This is a genomic window from Nonomuraea sp. PA05 (assembly GCF_008086045.1).
In the GTDB taxonomy this organism is placed as follows: domain Bacteria; phylum Actinomycetota; class Actinomycetes; order Streptosporangiales; family Streptosporangiaceae; genus Nonomuraea; species Nonomuraea monospora.
Genome location: NZ_VSEY01000006.1, coordinates 19403 through 35706, shown reverse-complemented (window position 1 = coordinate 35706; position 16304 = coordinate 19403). Strand labels below are relative to the sequence as shown.

Below are 16304 nucleotides of genomic sequence, written 5' to 3'. Positions count from 1 at the left end.
GCTCACCGGAATTGCGCGTCCACCAGCATCAGCAGCTCGCCGAGCTGCCCGCGCTGTTCCTCCGACAGCACCTCGAACAGCTCCTCCCCCGCCCGCCTGCGCGCGTCGCGGGCCTGCTCGGCCAGCTCCCTGCCCCCGGGCGTGATCACGAGCAGCGTCGAGCGGCGGTTGGCCGGATCGACCTCCCTGCGCACCAGCCCGGCCTCCTCCAGCGCGTCCACGACCGGCGTGAGTGATCGCGGCACGATCCGCAGCTCGTCGGCGAGCCTGACCATGCGCATGGGCCGCTCCGCGTCCGCCAGCGCCCGCAACGCCCGCGCCTGGCCGGGGTTGAGCCCCAACGGCACCAGCCGATGGATGTAACCGTGCCGCAACCGCTTGCCGACCAGGAACAAGAGCTCGGCGAGCTCCTTTTCTGCCATGCGGATCAGTTTAGCGGAACAATTATGAGCTAACCTCTGTTTGAGTGGACATCTGAAAGGGGGCCCCGATTTGGCGGAGGAACCACGCGCGCCGCTCGGGCGCATCGTCAAACTGTTCGGCGCCTACCGCGCCCGCCTCGGCGTGGTGGCCTCGCTCATCCTGCTGTCCTCGCTGGTCTCGCTGGCCTCGCCGTTCCTGCTGCGCGAGGTGCTCGACGTGGCGATCCCGGCACGCGACGCCGCGCTGCTCACGCTGCTCGCGCTGGGCATGGTCGTCGTGGCCGTCGTCACGAGCGTGTTCGACACGCTGCAGACGCTGGTGTCGACCACCGTGGGCCAGCGGGTGATGCACGACCTGCGCATCGCGGTCTACAACCACCTCCAGCGCATGTCGCTGGCCTTCTTCACCAGGACCAGGACCGGCGAGGTGCAGTCGCGCATCGCCAACGACATCGGCGGCATGCAGGCGGTCGTCACCTCGACCGCCGCCTCCCTCGTCTCCAACCTGACCACCGTGATCGCCACGATCGTCGCCATGATCGCGCTCGACTGGCGGCTCACCCTGATCTCGCTCGCGCTGCTGCCCGTGTTCGTGCTGATCAGCCGCAAGGTCGGCGCCGAGCGCAAGCGCATCACCTCCGAGCGGCAGCGCAAGCTGGCCACCATCGCCTCCATGGTGCAGGAGTCGCTGTCGATCAGCGGCATCCTGCTGGGCCGCACGATGGGCCGCTCCGCCGAGCTGACCGAGCGCTTCGGCAAGGCCTCCGACGAGCTGGCCGAGCTGGGCGTGCGCACCAGCATGGCCGGGCGGTGGCGGCAGTCGTCCATCCAGATCGTGATGGCGGCGATGCCGGCGGCGATCTACTGGGCGGTCGGCCACACCGGGGCGATCTCGGTGGGCACGCTGGTGGCCTTCACCACGTTGCAGACGAGCCTGTTCAGGCCGGCGGTCTCGCTGCTGCGGCTCGGGGTCGAGGTGCAGACCTCGCTGGCGCTGTTCGGCCGCATCTTCGAGTACCTGGACCTGCCGGTGGACATCCACCCCGGCACGCGGCGGCTCGACGGCGTGCGCGGCGAGGTCCGCTTCGAGCACGTCGACTTCGCCTACGGCGACGAGCCGACGCTGGCGGACGTGGACGTCACCGTCCCCGCCGGCACCGGCCTGGCGATCGTGGGCGAGACGGGCTCGGGCAAGACGACGCTGAGCTACCTGCTGCCCCGCCTGTACGACGTCACCGGCGGCCGCGTCACGATCGACGGCGTGGACGTGCGGGAGCTGACGTTCGAGACGCTGAGCGACGCCGTCGGCGTGGTGTCGCAGGAGACGTACCTGTTCCACGCCTCGATCGCGGAGAACCTGCGCTTCGCCCGTCCCTCGGCGACCGACGAGGAGCTGGAGGCGGCGGCGCGGGCCGCGCGCATCCACGACCACATCGCCTCGCTGCCCGACGGCTACGACACGCTGGTCGGCGAGCGCGGCTACCGGTTCTCCGGAGGGGAGAAGCAGCGCCTGGCCATCGCCCGCACGCTGCTGCGCGACCCGCCGGTGCTGATCCTCGACGAGGCCACCAGCTCGCTGGACACGCAGACGGAGCTGGCCGTGCAGCAGGCGCTCGACGCGCTGGCGCGGGGCCGTACGACGATCACGATCGCCCACCGCCTGTCCACGATCCGCGACGCGGACCAGATCGTGGTGCTCGACCGCGGGCGGGTCGTGGAACGCGGCACCCACGACGAGCTGATGGCCCGCGGCGGCCAGTACGCGACCCTCGTGAGCCGCGATCAACCCCTCGAACTCGTTTGACTGCGTTTTAAACGTGTCTTGCCTCACATTCCGGTCAGACCGGAATCGGCCCGCCGGAACAGTGCGTTTGTTCCCGCGGTGCATCTTCAAGGCAAGGATCCGTTTTGCTCCCCTCCTCCTCCACGTTCAGAGCCCTGCGTCACCACAATTACCGGCTCTGGGCGGGAGCTGACATCGTCTCCGTCACCGGCACCTGGATGCAGGTGCTGGGCGTCAACTGGCTCATCCTCACCCTCACCGGCTCGGCGACCAGCGTCGGGCTGAGCCTCGTCATGCAGGCCCTGCCGACGCTGCTGCTCGGCATGTGGGGCGGCGCGCTCGCCGACCGGCTGCCCAGCCGGCCCGTCGTGGTCGCCGCCCAGATCGCGCAGGCCGCGCTCGCCGCCGTACTGGCGGTCATCGCGTTCGCCGACGTGCGCTCCGTGCTGCCCATCTACGCCGTGGCACTGGCCGGCGGCGTGGTCAACGCGCTCGGCGGCCCCGCGCTCGGCCGCTTCGGCGCCGAGGTGGTGCCGCCCGCCGACCTGCCGAACGCGATGGCGCTCGGCTCGATCCTGAACTCCGCGGGCCGCATCCTGGGCATGAGCCTGGCGGGCGTGCTGCTGCCGTTCACCGGCATGGGCGGGCTCTTCGTGATCAACGCCGCCAGCTTCTTCGTGGTCATCGCCGCCGTCGCGGCCATGCGGCGCGCGGAGTTCCACGTGCTGGCCGCCGCCGGACGGCAGCCGGGCGCCGTGCTCGACGGGCTGCGGTACGTGCTGCGCACGCCGTGGCTGCTGGCCGTCCTCGCGCTCTGGTTCGTCTCGGGCAGCGTCGGCCGCAACTACCAGGTCACCATGGCGGCCATGAGCGCCGGCCCGCTGGAGTCGGGCGCCGCCGGTTACGGCCTGCTGTCCACGGTCTTCGCCGTCGGCACCGTGCTGGGCGGCTTCCTGGCCGCCACCAGGCCGCACCTGACGCTCAGGCTGCTGCTGATCACGGCGTTCGTGACGGGCGTGGCGCAGGCGCTGAGCGGGCTGATGCCGTCGGTGTGGACGTTCGCGGCCCTGATGCTGCCGATCGCGGCCGGCGCGGTGGCGCTCGACACCACCGTCTCCGCCAGGGCGCAGCTCGACAGCCCCGAGAACATGCGCGGCCGGGTCATCGCGGCCCTGTCCATCGTCAGCGCGGGCGCGGGCGCCGTCGGCGGGCCGCTGCTGGGCTGGCTCAGCGACACGCTCGGCCCGCGGGTCGCGCTGGAGGCCGGCGGCGTGTCCTGCGTGGCCGCCGCGCTGCTCACGGCCGTGGCGCTGGCCCGGCTGTCGGGGCGCACGTTCAGGCAGGCGGTCAGGTTGCGGCCGAGCCTCGAGAACGCCTGACTTCAAGGGGAATTTTCTTCCTCACCCCTCTTGGTTTGATCTCAGTGAGCAGGTAACCTACAACTGAAGTTAGAGGTTAGCTGCAACCGATCATCCACGAGGAGGGTGGAACATGTTGTTGACCTCGATCGACCCGTTCTTCCAGGAGTTCGAGCGCCAGTTCAACCGCCTGGCCCGTCAGAGCTTCGACAACGGCGGCGGCGCCGTGATGCCGATGGACGGGCTGCGTCGCGCCGACGACGTGCTCCTGCGGTTCGACCTGCCCGGCATCGACCCCGACTCCATCGAGGTGACGGTGGACCGCGGCGTCCTGAGCGTCAGCGCCCGCCGCGAGGAGGAGATCGCCGAGGACGAGCGCCTGTTCGTCAGGGAGCGGACCATGGGCACGTTCACCCGGCGCGTCTACCTGTCGGAGCACCTCGACAGCGACAAGATCGACGCCGGGTACGCCGACGGCGTGCTGACCGTCCGCATCCCGGTCCTGGAGCGGGCCAAGCCGCGCAAGGTGGCGATCCAGCGCGGCCAGGCCAAGGCCATCAAGGCCTGACGCGCGGTACGGGGGCGGGTGTTCCCCCGCCCCCGCGCCACGAGGAGAATGGAAGCATGCCGAACCTGCCGTTCGACGACGAACACGCGCCGCTCTACTCGCTCGGGCAGGTGGCGGAGATGCTCCAGGTGCAGCAGGCGTTCCTGCGCAGGCTCGACCAGCACGACGTCATCAGGCCGAGCCGGTCCAGCGGCGGCCAGCGGCGGTACTCACGCCGCGACATCATCGTCGTGCAGCATGTGACCCGCATGACCCAGGAGGGCATGACGCTCATCGCCATCCGCCGCATCCTGGAGCTGGAGCACGAGGTCGCCGTGCTCCGCCGTGAGCTCAAGAAGGCCCACGCCCGACTGCGCGACCAGGAGTGAGCACGCAGCGCGTACCCTCGTGACGTGCACAACACCAGATACGCGCCCTCCGGCATGGTGTGCAGCGTCGACCACCTGGCCTCGGCGGCCGGGCTGACGATGCTGGAGCGTGGCGGCTCTGCCGCGGACGCGGCCATCGCCACCAACGCCGTGCTCGCCGTCGTCGCCCCGCACATGTGCGGCCTCGGCGGCGACCTGTTCGCGCTGGTCCACGAGCCGGGCCGCGGGGTGAGCGCGCTCAACGCCTCCGGGCGGGCGGGGTCCGGCGCCGACCCCGTCCGGCTGCGCGCCGAGGGGCACGCGCGCATGCCGCACCTGCACGACATCAGGTCCGTGCCGGTGCCCGGCTGCGTGGACGGCTGGGTGGCGCTGCACGCCCACCACGGCCGCCTGCCGCTGGCGGAGCTGCTCGCGCCCGCGATCAGGCTGGCCGATCACGGCTTCCCCGCCTCACCGCTGATGGTGGCCGGCGCCCTGGGCGCGGCGCGCCGGCCCGGGGGCTCCGACTTCGCCTCCGTACGCGCCGCGGGCGACCGCATGACGAGGCCCGGTGTGGCCCGCGCACTGCGTGCCGTGGCCGGCCACGGCCGGGACGGCTTCTACCTGGGCGAGTTCGGGCAGGGCCTGATCGGGCTGGGCGCCGGCGAGTACACCGAGGCCGACCTGGCCGCGCCGGGCGCCGACTGGGTCGAGCCGCTGAAGGTGCGCGCGTTCGGCCACGACGTCTGGTCGATGCCGCCCAACTCGCAGGGTTATCTGCTGCTGCGCTCGCTGGCCATCGCCGAGGGGCTCGACGTGCCCGCCTCGCCCCGCCATCCCGCCTGGGCGCACCTGCTGGCCGAAGCCGCCAGGGTCGCCGGGCACGACCGGCTCGACGTGCTGCACGAGGCCGCCAAGGACCTGCTCGACCCGGCCGAGACCGCCAGGCGGCGGGCGCTCATCGACCCGGCCTCCCGGCTGCGGCTGCGCGCCCCCGCCGAGGCCGGCGACACGACGTACCTGTGCGCGGTCGACGCCGACGGCATGGGCGTGTCGCTGATCCAGTCGAACGCGGCCGGGTTCGGCAGCATGCTCTTCGAACCCCGTACCGGCATCAACCTCCACAACCGCGGCATCGGCTTCTCCCTCAAGCCCGGCCACCCCGCCGAGTACGGCCCCGGCAGGCGCCCGCCCCACACGCTCACGCCCGCACTGATCACCCGCCGCGACGGCACCCTCCGCTCGGTCGCGGGCACGATGGGCGGCGACGCGCAGCCCCAGATCCTGCTGCAGGTCATCACCCGCCTGCTGCTGCACGGCGAGGAGCCGGGGCAGGCGATCTCCGCGCCGCGCTGGCGGCTGGGCACGGGCGGCACCGGCTTCGACACCTGGGACGCCCCCGACGACGCCGTACTCGACCTGGAGGAGGGCGCGACCTGGGCCGACGGGCTCGCGGCCGTCGGGCACCGGGTGGCGGCGCTGCCGTACGGGGGCTCGTTCGGCCACGCCCACCTGATCGACGTGCGCCCCGACGGGATGCTGGCCGGCGCGGCCGACCCGCGATCCCTGGTGGGCGCGGCGATTGGATGCTGACCGTCCGGGTAGCGAGCCACACCATGGCTACGGACGTCATCACTCTCATCACGCAGGACCACAGGGTCGTGGAAGGCATCTTCGACAAGCTCAAGAAGGGGCAGGGCGACCAGAAGGCGCTCGTCTTCGAACTGCACGCGCTCCTGCTCGCGCACGCGCGCGCCGAGGAGGACCGCGTCTACCCGGGCATCGACGCCCACCACAGCGTCGAGGAGCACAAGGAGGCGGAGGTCCTGCTCGACTCGCTCGTACGGGCGCGGCCGGGCACGGCGGAGTTCGCCAAGGCCCTCGACGATCTCATCGAGTCCATCAACCACCACGTCGAGGAGGAGGAGACCAAGCTCCTGCCCTCACTGAAGAAGTCGGCCGACGCCAAGGAGCTGGAGCGGCTCGGCAAGGCGTTCCAGCAGCGCAGGGCCGAGGAGCTGGCAGCGCTCGGCTCCCCCACCGAGCCCACCAGGGCCGAGCTGTACGAGCAGGCGCAGCAGGCCGGCATCTCCGGACGCTCCCAGATGGGCAAGGAAGAGTTGGCGCAGGCCATTCAGGAGGGCAAGTCCTAGGATTTCGGCCCGCTCTATGGGTAGGGGGCGCATATGACCGAAACACCTCCGAACCGGCACGGCATGGCGGACGAGCAGGAGATCGAAGTCAGTGAGTGGACTGACGATCTCGGCCTCCGCCACGAAGTCGTCGAGGACGATCCCGCGCGCCGGGACACCCTCGACGAACGCCTGCGCCGGGAGGCACCCGAGCGCCTGCACGAGCCCCGCCCCAAGCATCGGCTGACGCAGCCGGACGAGGGGCTGGAGCCGGACCGGGACGACGAGGAGATCGGCGTGGACTACCTCGACGACGATGACGACCTGTCGGCCGAGGAGCGCGCGGTCCGCATCGATCCCGACGAGAACCTCACGTAAGGCGTTCCAGAGCGGGCACAAGCGCGTGCAGGTCGTCGGCGACCACGTCGGCGGCCCGCGCTTCCGGCCGGTCGGCGTGCAGGTAGCCCCAGGGGCCGCGGCGCAGCAGCGCGGTGCGCATGCCCGCCGCGGCCGCCGGGAGCACGTCGTTGTCGAGCCGGTCGCCCACGTAGAGGATCTCTGCCGGCTCGCGGCCCGCGACCGCGGCCACCTTGGCGAAGAAGCCGGGCTCCGGCTTGGACACGCCCCACCCCTCGGACGTGTGCACCGAGTCGGCCGGCAGCTCCATCGCGACGAGCGCGTCGTAGGCCCGGCTTGGCTGGTTCCCCGCGATGATCACCTGGTACCCGGCCGCCCGCAGCGCCGACAGCGCCTCGCGCACGTCGGGGTAGAGGTCGTCGGCGTCGAAGTGGTTGCGCAGCCCGCCGGGGTCGTCCCGCTCCCAAGCGGCGTCCTCGGCCTCCAGGTCGAACCCCGGGCGGACGAGCCGGAAGGCGTCGCCGTGCGGGCGGTCCAGCGCGGCCATCCCGCCGAGCAGGCCCATCAGCAGGAAGTGGCTCACACCCAGGCGCTCGGCCCAGCGGGACCAGATGCGGGTCTCGCTGATCAGCGTCTCGCCGACGTCGAACACCACAGCTTTGATCATCGATCCCCCTCAGACGAAATACCTGCAAGGGGGATTTTTTCATGCCCTCGGAGCACGATGCGATTCTGTCGCTGAGGGTGATGGCGTGGTGACATACTTAGCGTACCCGTTCGACCACGAAGGGACAGTTTCGATGGTGGCCATGGCGATCGAACCTGCGCCGATCCACTTCCGCACTATCAGAGAGGTGTTCGATGCCCTACCGCCCCTGCCCGGCTTCCGGGCCGAAATCATCGGAGGGAACCTACTCGTGAGCCCCTCCGGCACCCCCGAGCACTTCTTGATAGGCGGTGAGCTGCACCATGCCCTGCACAGGTTGTGCAAGGAACGCGGCTGGCACGGCACCTACGGCCCGTATGTCTGCATCGACGGTCCGCGCGACGCCGTCCAGCCCGACTACGTGATGTGGGAGCCCGGCTGCCGGCGCTGGGGCGATGAGCTGCTGTCATCCGGAGTGCTCATGACCGCCGAGGTGATCTCGCCCAGCAGCGTCCGCACCGACCGCGCGGACAAGCTGCGCCTCTACGCCCTCGGCAGGGTCGCGCTCTACCTGCTGATCGACCCGATCACCGAATCCCCGAGCGTGACCGTGCACAGCGACCTCGAAGACGGCAGGTACCGCGCGATCAGCACGGTCCCCATGGGCAAGCCGCTGTACCTGCCCTCCCCCATCGACTTCGAGCTCGACACCTCGATCTTCATGGTGTGAGCTTCTCCAGCGCCTTCCCGATCCGCTTCTCCGACACAGGCGTAGGCGTCCCCAGCGTCTGAGCGAAGAAGCTCACCCGCAACTCCTCGATCATCCACCGGATCTCCACCACGTCCGGGTCCCCCCGCCGCGCCGGGTGCAGCCGCTCCACCACGTCGTGGTAGTCGTCCTCGACCTTGTGCACCCGGTCCATCCACTCCTGGTCCCGCCACGGCTCCTCCGGCAGCTTGGCGAGCCGGCGGTCGATCGCCCACATGTACCGCAGGATGTCGGGCAGCCGCCGATACCCGGTGCCCGTGACGAAGCCCTTGTACACGAGCTTGCCGAGCTGGTCGCGCACGTCCTCCGTGGCCGCGCCGGCCCGCAGGGCGTCGAGGCGCACGTTCGACTCGTGCCAGACGGCGAGGATCTGCTCCACCCGGCCCAGCACGTCGGCGGCCGTGTCGTACAGGTGGGCGCGGACGTGCTGGTAGAGGCGGTCGAAGCCGACAGGGTCCCAGGCGGGGCCGCCGCAGTCGAGCATCAGCTTGTCGATGGCGGCGTTGACGACGTCGTCGAAGAGCGCGACGGCGCCGCCGTGGGGGCTGCGTGACAGGGCCAGCTTGGCCTGGTTGGACAGGCCGCCGAGCAGCGACTTGGCCGGGTTGGTGACGTTGAGCAGGAGCAGGCGGCGCACGCCGGGCCAGTGGGAGCGGCGCTGCTCGGCCTGCGTCTCGAAGATCTTGATGGAGACGGAGTCGCCGGCGTCGACCAGAGCCGGGTAGCCCTTCATCCGGCCCTGCTCGAAGACCTTGGGCAGGGTGCCGAAGCTCCAGGTGTGCAGGCCGGTCTGCTCCAGGTCGTCGCCCGCCTGGGAGAGCGTCTGGCGCAGGCGCGGCGCCAGGCGGCGCTTGAGCGCGTCGAGGTCCTTGTCCTCGGCGACCGTGCGCCTGCGCTCGTCGATCACCCGGTAGGTGATGCGCAGGTGGTCGGGCACCTGGTCGAGCTGCCAGGCGTCGTGCGGCACGCGGACGCCCGTCAGGCGCAGCAGCTCGCGTTCGACGGCCGCCAGCAGCGGCTCGCCGCCCTGCTCGACGCCGTCGAGCACCTGCTTGGCGTAGTTGGGGGCGGGCACGAAGTTGCGGCGCAGGTGCTTGGGCAGAGAGCGGATCAGCGCGGTGATCAGCTCTTCGCGCAGGCCGGGGATCTGCCAGTCGAAGCCGTCGGCGCTGACCTGGTTGAGCACCTGGAGCGGCACGTGCACGGTGACGCCGTCGGCGTCGGCCCCCGGCTCGAACTGGTAGGTCAGCTTCATCCGCTGGCCGAGCTGTTTCCAGGTGTCGGGGTAGTCGCGGGCGCTGATGTCGGCGCCCTCGTTGACGAGCATCTCCGGCGAGAACGTGAGCAGGTCGGGCTGCTCCTTGCCGGTCTTCTTCCACCAGGAGTCGAAGTGGCGGGCCGAGACGACCTCGGCCGGCACCCGCTGGTCGTAGAAGTCGAACAGGGCCTCGTCGTCGACCATGATGTCGCGGCGGCGGGCGCGGTTCTCCAGCTCCTCGACCTCGCCGAGCAGCCGCCTGTTGTCCTTGAGGAACCTGTGGTGGGTGTCCCAGTCGCCCTCGACCAGCGCGTGCCTGATGAACAGCTCGCGTGACAGGTCGGGGTCGATGCGGCCGTAGTTGACCTTGCGGCCGGTCACCAGCGGCACGCCGTACAGGGTGACCTTCTCCAGCGCGATCACGGCGCCCTGGTTCTTCTCCCAGTGCGGCTCGGAGTAGGTGCGCTTGACGAGGTGCTGGGCGAGCGGCTCGACCCAGTCGGGCTCGATCTTGGCGTTGACCCTGGCCCACAGGCGGGAGGTCTCGACCAGCTCGGCCGACATGATCCACTGCGGCTGCTTCCTGGCGAGCGCGGAGCCGGGGAAGACGGCGAAGCGGGCGTTGCGGGCGCCGATGTACTCCTGGATGGGCCTGCGGCCGCCCTCGCCGCCGCGCTGCTTGTCCATGACGTCCTTGACGCCGATGTGCGACAGCAGGCCGACCAGCAGCGAGGTGTGCACGTGGTGGGCGTCGGCTGGGCTGCTGTTGGGCTGGGCGCCGAGCGAATGGCGGACCTGGCTGTAGATGTCCTGCCACTCGCGTACGCGCAGGTAGTTGAGGAACTCGGCCTTGCACAACCGCCGGAACGCGCTGGACGACAGCTCCTGCTGCTTCTCGCGCAGGTAGTTCCACAGGTTGAGGTAGGCCATGAAGTCGGAGTCGGGGTCGGCGAAGCGGCGGTGCTTCTCGTCGGCCTGCTGCTGCTTGTCGGACGGGCGCTCGCGCGGGTCCTGGATGGACAGCGCGGCGGCGATCACCATGACCTCGCGCAGGCAGCCGTTCTTCTCGGCCTCCAGGACCATGCGGCCCAGGCGCGGGTCGACGGGGAGCTGGGCGAGCTTGCGGCCGACTCCGGTGAGGTTGTTCTGGGCGTCGAACGCGCCCAGCTCGTGCAGCAGGTTGACGCCGTCCTTGACCTGGCGGCGGTCCGGCGGCTCGACGAACGGGAACGCCTCGATGTCGCCGAGCCCGATCGAGGTCATCTGCAGGATGACGGAGGCCAGGTTGGTGCGCAGGATCTCGGGGTCGGTGAACTCCGGCCGGTTGAGGAAGTCCTCCTCCTCGTACAGGCGGACGCAGATGCCGTCGGACGTACGCCCCGAGCGGCCCTTGCGCTGGTTGGCGCTGGCCTGCGAGATGGGCTCGATCGGCAGGCGCTGCACCTTGGTGCGGTGGCTGTAGCGGGAGATGCGGGCGAAGCCGGGGTCCACGACGTACTTGATGCCGGGGACGGTGAGCGAGGTCTCGGCGACGTTGGTGGCCAGCACGACGCGGCGGCCGGTGTGGCGCTGGAAGACGCGGTGCTGCTCGGCGGCGCTGAGCCGGGCGTAGAGCGGCAGGATCTCGGTGTTGCGGAACTCGGCCTTGGCCAGCGCGTCGGCGGCGTCGCGGATCTCCCGCTCGCCCGACAGGAACACCAGGATGTCGCCGGGGCCCTCGCTGATCAGCTCGCGGCAGGCGTCCACGATGCCCTGCGTCTGGTCATCGTCCTCCTCCAGCGGCCGGTAGCGCACCTCCACGGGGTAGGTGCGGCCGGAGACCTCGATGATCGGCGCGTCGTCGAAGTGGCGCGAGAAGCGCTCGGGGTCGATCGTGGCGCTGGTGATGATCACCTTGAGGTCGGGGCGCTTGGGCAGGAGCTGTTTCAGGTAGCCGAGGATGAAGTCGATGTTGAGGCTGCGCTCGTGGGCCTCGTCGATGATCAGCGTGTCGTACTGGTCGAGCAGGCGGTCGTTCTGCAGCTCGGCCAGCAGGATGCCGTCGGTCATGAGCTTGACCAGGGTGCGGTCGCTCGCCTGGTCGGTGAAGCGGACCTTGTAGCCGACCACCTCGCCGAGGCCGGTGCCGAGCTCCTCGGCGATGCGCTCGGCGACCGTGCGGGCGGCGATGCGGCGGGGCTGGGTGTGGCCGATCAGCCCGCGTACGCCCCGGCCCAGCTCCAGGCAGATCTTGGGGATCTGGGTGGTCTTGCCGGAGCCGGTCTCGCCCGCGATGATGACGACCTGGTGGTCACGGATGGCCTCCAGGATGTCGTCCTTGCGCTGCGATACAGGCAGGTTTTCCGGATATTTCACTACTGGTACGGCTGCGCGGCGCCGTACCAGTCGCTGCTCTGCCCGTTCCACGTCGGCGAGGATCTCGGCGGCGATCTTGTCGCGTGCTTCCCGCGAGCGTACCCGGCGCATGCCGTCGAGCCTGCGCCGCAACCGCCGCTGGTCGCGCGGCATGAGCTCGGGCAGGCGGGACTGGAGCTCGGCGAGTGGAGAGGACAACGAAGGCGTTCCCATACTGCTTTCAGGATATTTGAGCCCCGCATCCCCGGAGCCAACCGCCCATGGTGCCTGACGCGCCCGCCTCGCGCATCCCAATATCGCCCGTGTCTCGGTGATCGTGAATCGCGATCACGTGCGGCGGGGCCGCCGGGGAGTACGTCAGAATTCTGACATGACGCACGACGATGCCGCCCCGACCATCGGCTATCAGCTCAAGCGGGTGCAGACCGCCCTCAGGGCCGCCATGGACGCCGCGCTGCGGGCCCACGGGCTCACCACGCCGCAGTACGCGTGCATGGAGCTGCTCGGACGCCGGCCCGAGCTGTCGAACGCCGAGCTGGCGCGCGGGACGTTCGTGACGCGGCAGTCGATGAACGTGGTGCTGCACAACCTGGAGGAGGCGGGGCTGGTCTCACGGCCCGCCTCCGCTCCGTCGGGGCGCGCGCTGCCGACGCGGCTAACGGAGGCCGGGGAGAGGGCGCTGGAGGCGGCCAGGGCCGACGTGCTGGCGATCGAGCGGCGGATGACGGCGGGGCTGGACCAGGCGCAGGCGCAGGTGCTGCTGCGGCAGCTCGACGCCATGGCGGAGGCGCTGTCCCGCCCGGAGTGACCGCCTGGGCTCGTGACCGGGATGCGGGCTCGGCTCGATGGCCTGGGCGCGGGTGCACCCAGGCGGCAGGAGGACGGGCGTCAGTGCACGCGTTGCATGCGGCCCGCCGCCGCGTGCGCGGCGCCGATGATCCCCGCCTGGTTCTGCAGCGCGGCCGGCACCACGGGCGTGTCGAGCCGGACGTGCGGCAGGAACTTGGACGCCTTCTTGCTGACGCCCCCGCCGATCACGATCAGCGACGGGGAGAACAACATCTCGACGTGCCGCAGGTACTCCTCGACCCGCTCCGCCCACTTCTCCCAGCTCAGGTCGTGCTTCTCCCTGGCACGGTCCGACGCGTGGTGCTCGGCCTCCTTGCCGTTCAGCTCCAGGTGCCCCAGCTCGGTGTTGGGGACCAGCACCCCGTCCACGAACAGGGCGCTGCCGATGCCCGTCCCGAAGGTCAGCACCAGGACGGTCCCCCGCCGGTCCCGCCCCTCGCCGAAGCGCACCTCGGCCAGGCCTGCCGCGTCGGCGTCGTTGAGCACGGTGGCCCCGCCGAACAGGTGCGCCGCGTCCACCCCCACCCAGGAGCGGTCCACGTTCGCGGCGGTCTTGATGACGCCGTTCACGACGACGCCGGGGAAGGTCACTCCGATCGGACCGGTCCAGCCGAAATGACGGGAGATCGACTCCACCACTCCGGCCACCTCGTCAGGGGACGACGGTTGCGGTGTGGGGATGCGAAGCCGCTCTTCCAGCAGCTCACCGGCCTCTGTGTCGACGGGCGCGCCCTTGATACCGGAGCCGCCGATGTCGATGCCCAGCACGTTCATGACTGTCTATCTTCCCCCCAGGCGCGAATAACTCTATTTCTGGCCGGGCTGAACCCCGCCTCTTCCCTCCGCGTATCTCGCGTCACAAGCGCTAACTAGGAGGCAACGGATGCGGCCACGCATCATCACACTCTGCGCTGTTGCGGTCGTCTTGGGAGCGACTCTCACCTCTCCCGCACACGCCACCACCAGGACGCGATTCGACGTCATCAACCTTGTGTCGGACGTTCAGGGCAAAGCCCCGGTCACCGACCCCAAGGTCGTCAACCCGTGGGGCCTGGCCATGGGCAAGACTCTGTGGGTGTCGAACACCGGCACCGGCAGTGCCACCGTCTACTCCGGCACGGGCAAGAAGGAGAAGACGGAGGTGGCCATCCCGGGCGGTGCCCCGACAGGCCAGGTGTTCAACCCCGGTGAGGGCTTCACCGTCAAGGACAAGCCCGCCACCTTCATCTTCTCCAGCCCCAGCGGCGCCATCAGCGGCTGGAACGCGGAGGTCGACCCGGCCAACGCGATCATCGCCGCCTTCACGCGCGGCGCCGACTACAAGGGCCTGGAGCTCGTCCAGACCGAGGACGAGGCGTTCCTGCTGGCGGCGGACTTCGCCAGCGGGCGCATCCACGCCTTCGACGAGGATTTCCGGCGCATCCAATTGGCCAAGTGGCAGTTCAGGGACCGGGCGCTGCCGAGGGGCTACAACGCCTACAACGTGGCGGTGGCCAACGGCAACATCTGGGTCGCCTACGCCCTGCGCGACCCGAGCACCGGCAAGCCCGTCTTCGGCAACGGCAAGGGCTTCGTGAGCCGCTTCAACGCCAGCGGGCGCCTGACCGGCCGCATCTCCCGCGTCGGCCTGAACGCCCCCTGGGGCATCACCGCGGCGCCCAAGGGCTGGAGCCAGTACAGGAACGCGCTGCTGGTCGGCAACTTCGGTGACGGCACCGTCCACGCCTACAGGAGCGGCCGCCACCTGGGCGCGCTGCGCAGCTCCGACGGCAAGGCGATCGTGCTGCCCGGCCTCTGGGACCTCGAGCCCGGCACCGCCGCCACGGGCGGCGAGAGCGCGCTGTGGTTCTCCGCCGGCATCGACGGCACCAAACACGGCCTGCTGGGGGTCATCGCCCCGCAGGGCACGAAGGTGAGCTCCAACGGGGCGGCGAGCACGCCGTCGAGCAGCCCGACGCATCCTGCGGGCCACCAGTCGAGCGCCCCGAACACCCAGCCGACCTCCCAGAATCCCTACGGCGGGTACTGACAGGCGCTCAGTCGCCGCCGCCCCCTGGCCATGGCGAGAAGCGCAGCTCGCCCAGCACGGCGAGGGGGCGGCGGTCCATCCGGCCCGGTGGCCTCTACGGTTGGAGGCCATGAGTGAGCAGACGTTCAGCGAGTGGCTGAGGCAGCAGTGCGAGCCGGAGTGGACGGCCGTGGTGACCCACCCGTTCGCGATGGCGATCAACGACGGATCGGCGGCCGACGATGACCTGCGGCGCTACCTGGAGCAGGACTTCCAGTTCGTGGACTCCTTCACGGCACTGCTCGGCGCGGCCGTGGCCGCCGCCGACACGTTCGAGGCGCGGGTGCCGTACGGCACCTTCCTCGGGCAGGTGGCGACCACCGAGGAGAAGACGTACTTCCACCGGGCGCTGGCCGAGCTGGGCGGGCGCACCGAGGTGCCGCTGGAGCCGGTGACGGCGGCGTTCAGGCGGCTCATGGACGAGGTCCGCGTCTCGCAGGACTACCCGCTGATCGCCGCCGTGCTGTGCGTGGCCGAGTGGTGTTACCTCGGCTGGGCCTCGCGGGCCGCGCAGCCGCTCCCTGAGCGTTTCGTGCACCGGGAGTGGATCGAGCTGCACGAAGGCCCCGGGTTCCGCGCCTGGGTGGCCTTCCTGCGCGGCGAGCTGGACCGCCTGGGCGCCGGGATGGGCGAGGAGCGGCGCCAGGAGGTGCTGAACGTGTTCCGGAGGGCCGTGGAGCTGGAGCGGGCCTTCTTCGACATGGCCGCCGGTCAGCTCAGGACGCCGGCCAGATCCTTCAACGTCCGGTAGTGCACGCCGGTCATGCCGAGGGCGATGGCGGCCTCCACGTTCGGCAGCCGGTCGTCCACGAACAGGCAGCGCCCGGGGTCGGCCCCGGCCCGCTCGGCCGCGATCCGGTAGATGCGCGGATCGGGCTTGGCCACGCCGACCCTGGCGCTGCTGACCACGTCGTCGGCGAAGTACGTCAGCCCGAGCCGGTCGATGTGCTCCTCCAGCGTGTCCATGGCGTTGGTCACGATGATCACCGGCACCCGTTCCTGCGCCTTGGCGAGCAGCGCCTTGACCTCCTCGTCCACCCAGAACTCGATGGCCATGAACTCGGCCACGGCCTGCCGCGCGCGCTCGTCCCCGCCGAGCGCCGTCGCGATCGACTCGGCCCACTGCGCCTCGGTCAGGTGGCCGAGCGTCGGAGGCAGGATCAGTCCCGGGTCGAAGGCCGTCTTGCGCAGAGGCAGCCCGTAACGGGCCTCGATCTCGGCCTGGGCGGCGTGGTCGAAGTGGCGCAGCACGCCGTCGAAGTCGGTGAGAACCGCGTCGAAGGGGAACACGGAACAGCATTCTGCCCCACACCGGCACTCCAGGGCTCCCCCGCCACAGGTGCCGGAGTGACCGGCGGCACTACCATCTCCGAGACAGGATTCGGTATCGGA

Annotated in this window: 16 protein-coding genes; 11 read left to right on the top strand and 5 right to left on the bottom strand. The window is 70.5% G+C overall.

What is annotated here, in order from left to right; genetic code table 11:
* Positions 1-2: 2 nt before the first annotated feature.
* Positions 3-422, bottom strand: a complete 420-nt coding sequence (locus FXF51_RS10985) for a MarR family winged helix-turn-helix transcriptional regulator (RefSeq protein ID WP_148434202.1) — start codon at positions 420-422, stop codon at positions 3-5.
* Positions 423-492: 70 nt separating this feature from the next.
* Here FXF51_RS10985 and FXF51_RS10980 point away from each other — a divergent pair, with 70 nt between their 5' ends.
* The 7 genes from FXF51_RS10980 to FXF51_RS10950 all read left to right on the top strand — a co-directional run bounded on the left by FXF51_RS10980 (position 493) and on the right by FXF51_RS10950 (position 6988).
* Positions 493-2226, top strand: a complete 1734-nt coding sequence (locus tag FXF51_RS10980) for an ABC transporter ATP-binding protein (protein ID WP_316247615.1) — start codon at positions 493-495, stop codon at positions 2224-2226.
* Between the two features lie 104 nt (positions 2227-2330).
* A complete protein-coding gene (locus FXF51_RS10975) occupies positions 2331-3584 on the top strand; it encodes an MFS transporter (protein WP_148434200.1) in 1254 nt (417 codons plus the stop codon).
* A 112-nt stretch (positions 3585-3696) separates the two neighbouring features.
* Positions 3697-4131: an Hsp20/alpha crystallin family protein gene (locus FXF51_RS10970; RefSeq protein WP_148434199.1), complete on the top strand. Its 435-nt coding sequence runs from the start codon at positions 3697-3699 to the stop codon at positions 4129-4131.
* A gap of 56 nt (positions 4132-4187) precedes the next feature.
* Complete coding sequence (locus tag FXF51_RS10965; protein ID WP_148434198.1) at positions 4188-4499, top strand: MerR family transcriptional regulator; 312 nt, start codon at positions 4188-4190, stop codon at positions 4497-4499.
* Between the two features lie 24 nt (positions 4500-4523).
* A complete protein-coding gene (locus FXF51_RS10960; protein ID WP_148434197.1) occupies positions 4524-6071 on the top strand; it encodes a gamma-glutamyltransferase family protein in 1548 nt (515 codons plus the stop codon).
* Between the two features lie 23 nt (positions 6072-6094).
* Entirely contained in the window at positions 6095-6631 is a 537-nt protein-coding gene (locus tag FXF51_RS10955; RefSeq protein WP_187414312.1) for a hemerythrin domain-containing protein, read from the top strand.
* Between the two features lie 33 nt (positions 6632-6664).
* Positions 6665-6988: a DUF5709 domain-containing protein gene (locus FXF51_RS10950; RefSeq protein WP_262379419.1), complete on the top strand. Its 324-nt coding sequence runs from the start codon at positions 6665-6667 to the stop codon at positions 6986-6988.
* On the opposite strand, the gene FXF51_RS10945 is transcribed toward FXF51_RS10950, so the two are convergent.
* On the bottom strand, positions 6981-7634 hold the full coding sequence (locus FXF51_RS10945) for an HAD family hydrolase (protein ID WP_148434195.1): 654 nt from the start codon (positions 7632-7634) through the stop codon (positions 6981-6983). The two genes, FXF51_RS10950 and FXF51_RS10945, sit on opposite strands and share 8 nt — an antisense overlap.
* Between FXF51_RS10945 and FXF51_RS63705 the strand changes: the two genes are divergently transcribed.
* Positions 7579-8343 carry a Uma2 family endonuclease gene (locus FXF51_RS63705; protein WP_148434194.1) on the top strand — a complete coding sequence of 255 codons (765 nt, stop codon included), beginning with the start codon at positions 7579-7581 and terminating at the stop codon, positions 8341-8343. The two genes, FXF51_RS10945 and FXF51_RS63705, sit on opposite strands and share 56 nt — an antisense overlap.
* On the opposite strand, the gene hrpA is transcribed toward FXF51_RS63705, so the two are convergent.
* A complete protein-coding gene (hrpA, locus tag FXF51_RS10935) occupies positions 8333-12208 on the bottom strand; it encodes an ATP-dependent RNA helicase HrpA (RefSeq protein ID WP_148434193.1) in 3876 nt (1291 codons plus the stop codon). The genes FXF51_RS63705 and hrpA overlap by 11 nt on opposite strands.
* A 157-nt stretch (positions 12209-12365) precedes the next feature.
* Between hrpA and FXF51_RS10930 the strand changes: the two genes are divergently transcribed.
* The gene (locus FXF51_RS10930; protein WP_148434192.1) at positions 12366-12803 is read left to right on the top strand and encodes a MarR family winged helix-turn-helix transcriptional regulator; all 438 of its coding nucleotides are present in this window, start codon (positions 12366-12368) and stop codon (positions 12801-12803) included.
* 80 nt (positions 12804-12883) lie between these two features.
* Here FXF51_RS10930 and ppgK read toward each other — a convergent pair whose 3' ends face one another.
* Complete coding sequence (gene ppgK / locus FXF51_RS10925; protein WP_148434191.1) at positions 12884-13618, bottom strand: polyphosphate--glucose phosphotransferase; 735 nt, start codon at positions 13616-13618, stop codon at positions 12884-12886.
* A gap of 217 nt (positions 13619-13835) precedes the next feature.
* On the opposite strand from ppgK, the gene FXF51_RS10920 reads away from it, so the two are divergent.
* Positions 13836-14873 carry a TIGR03118 family protein gene (locus tag FXF51_RS10920; protein ID WP_187414310.1) on the top strand — a complete coding sequence of 346 codons (1038 nt, stop codon included), beginning with the start codon at positions 13836-13838 and terminating at the stop codon, positions 14871-14873.
* Positions 14874-14982: 109 nt separating this feature from the next.
* Complete coding sequence (locus FXF51_RS10915) at positions 14983-15663, top strand: TenA family protein (protein ID WP_148434189.1); 681 nt, start codon at positions 14983-14985, stop codon at positions 15661-15663.
* Here FXF51_RS10915 and FXF51_RS10910 read toward each other — a convergent pair.
* Positions 15624-16202 carry an HAD family hydrolase gene (locus FXF51_RS10910; protein ID WP_222871239.1) on the bottom strand — a complete coding sequence of 193 codons (579 nt, stop codon included), beginning with the start codon at positions 16200-16202 and terminating at the stop codon, positions 15624-15626. The genes FXF51_RS10915 and FXF51_RS10910 overlap by 40 nt on opposite strands.
* Between the last annotated feature and the right edge of the window lie 102 nt (positions 16203-16304).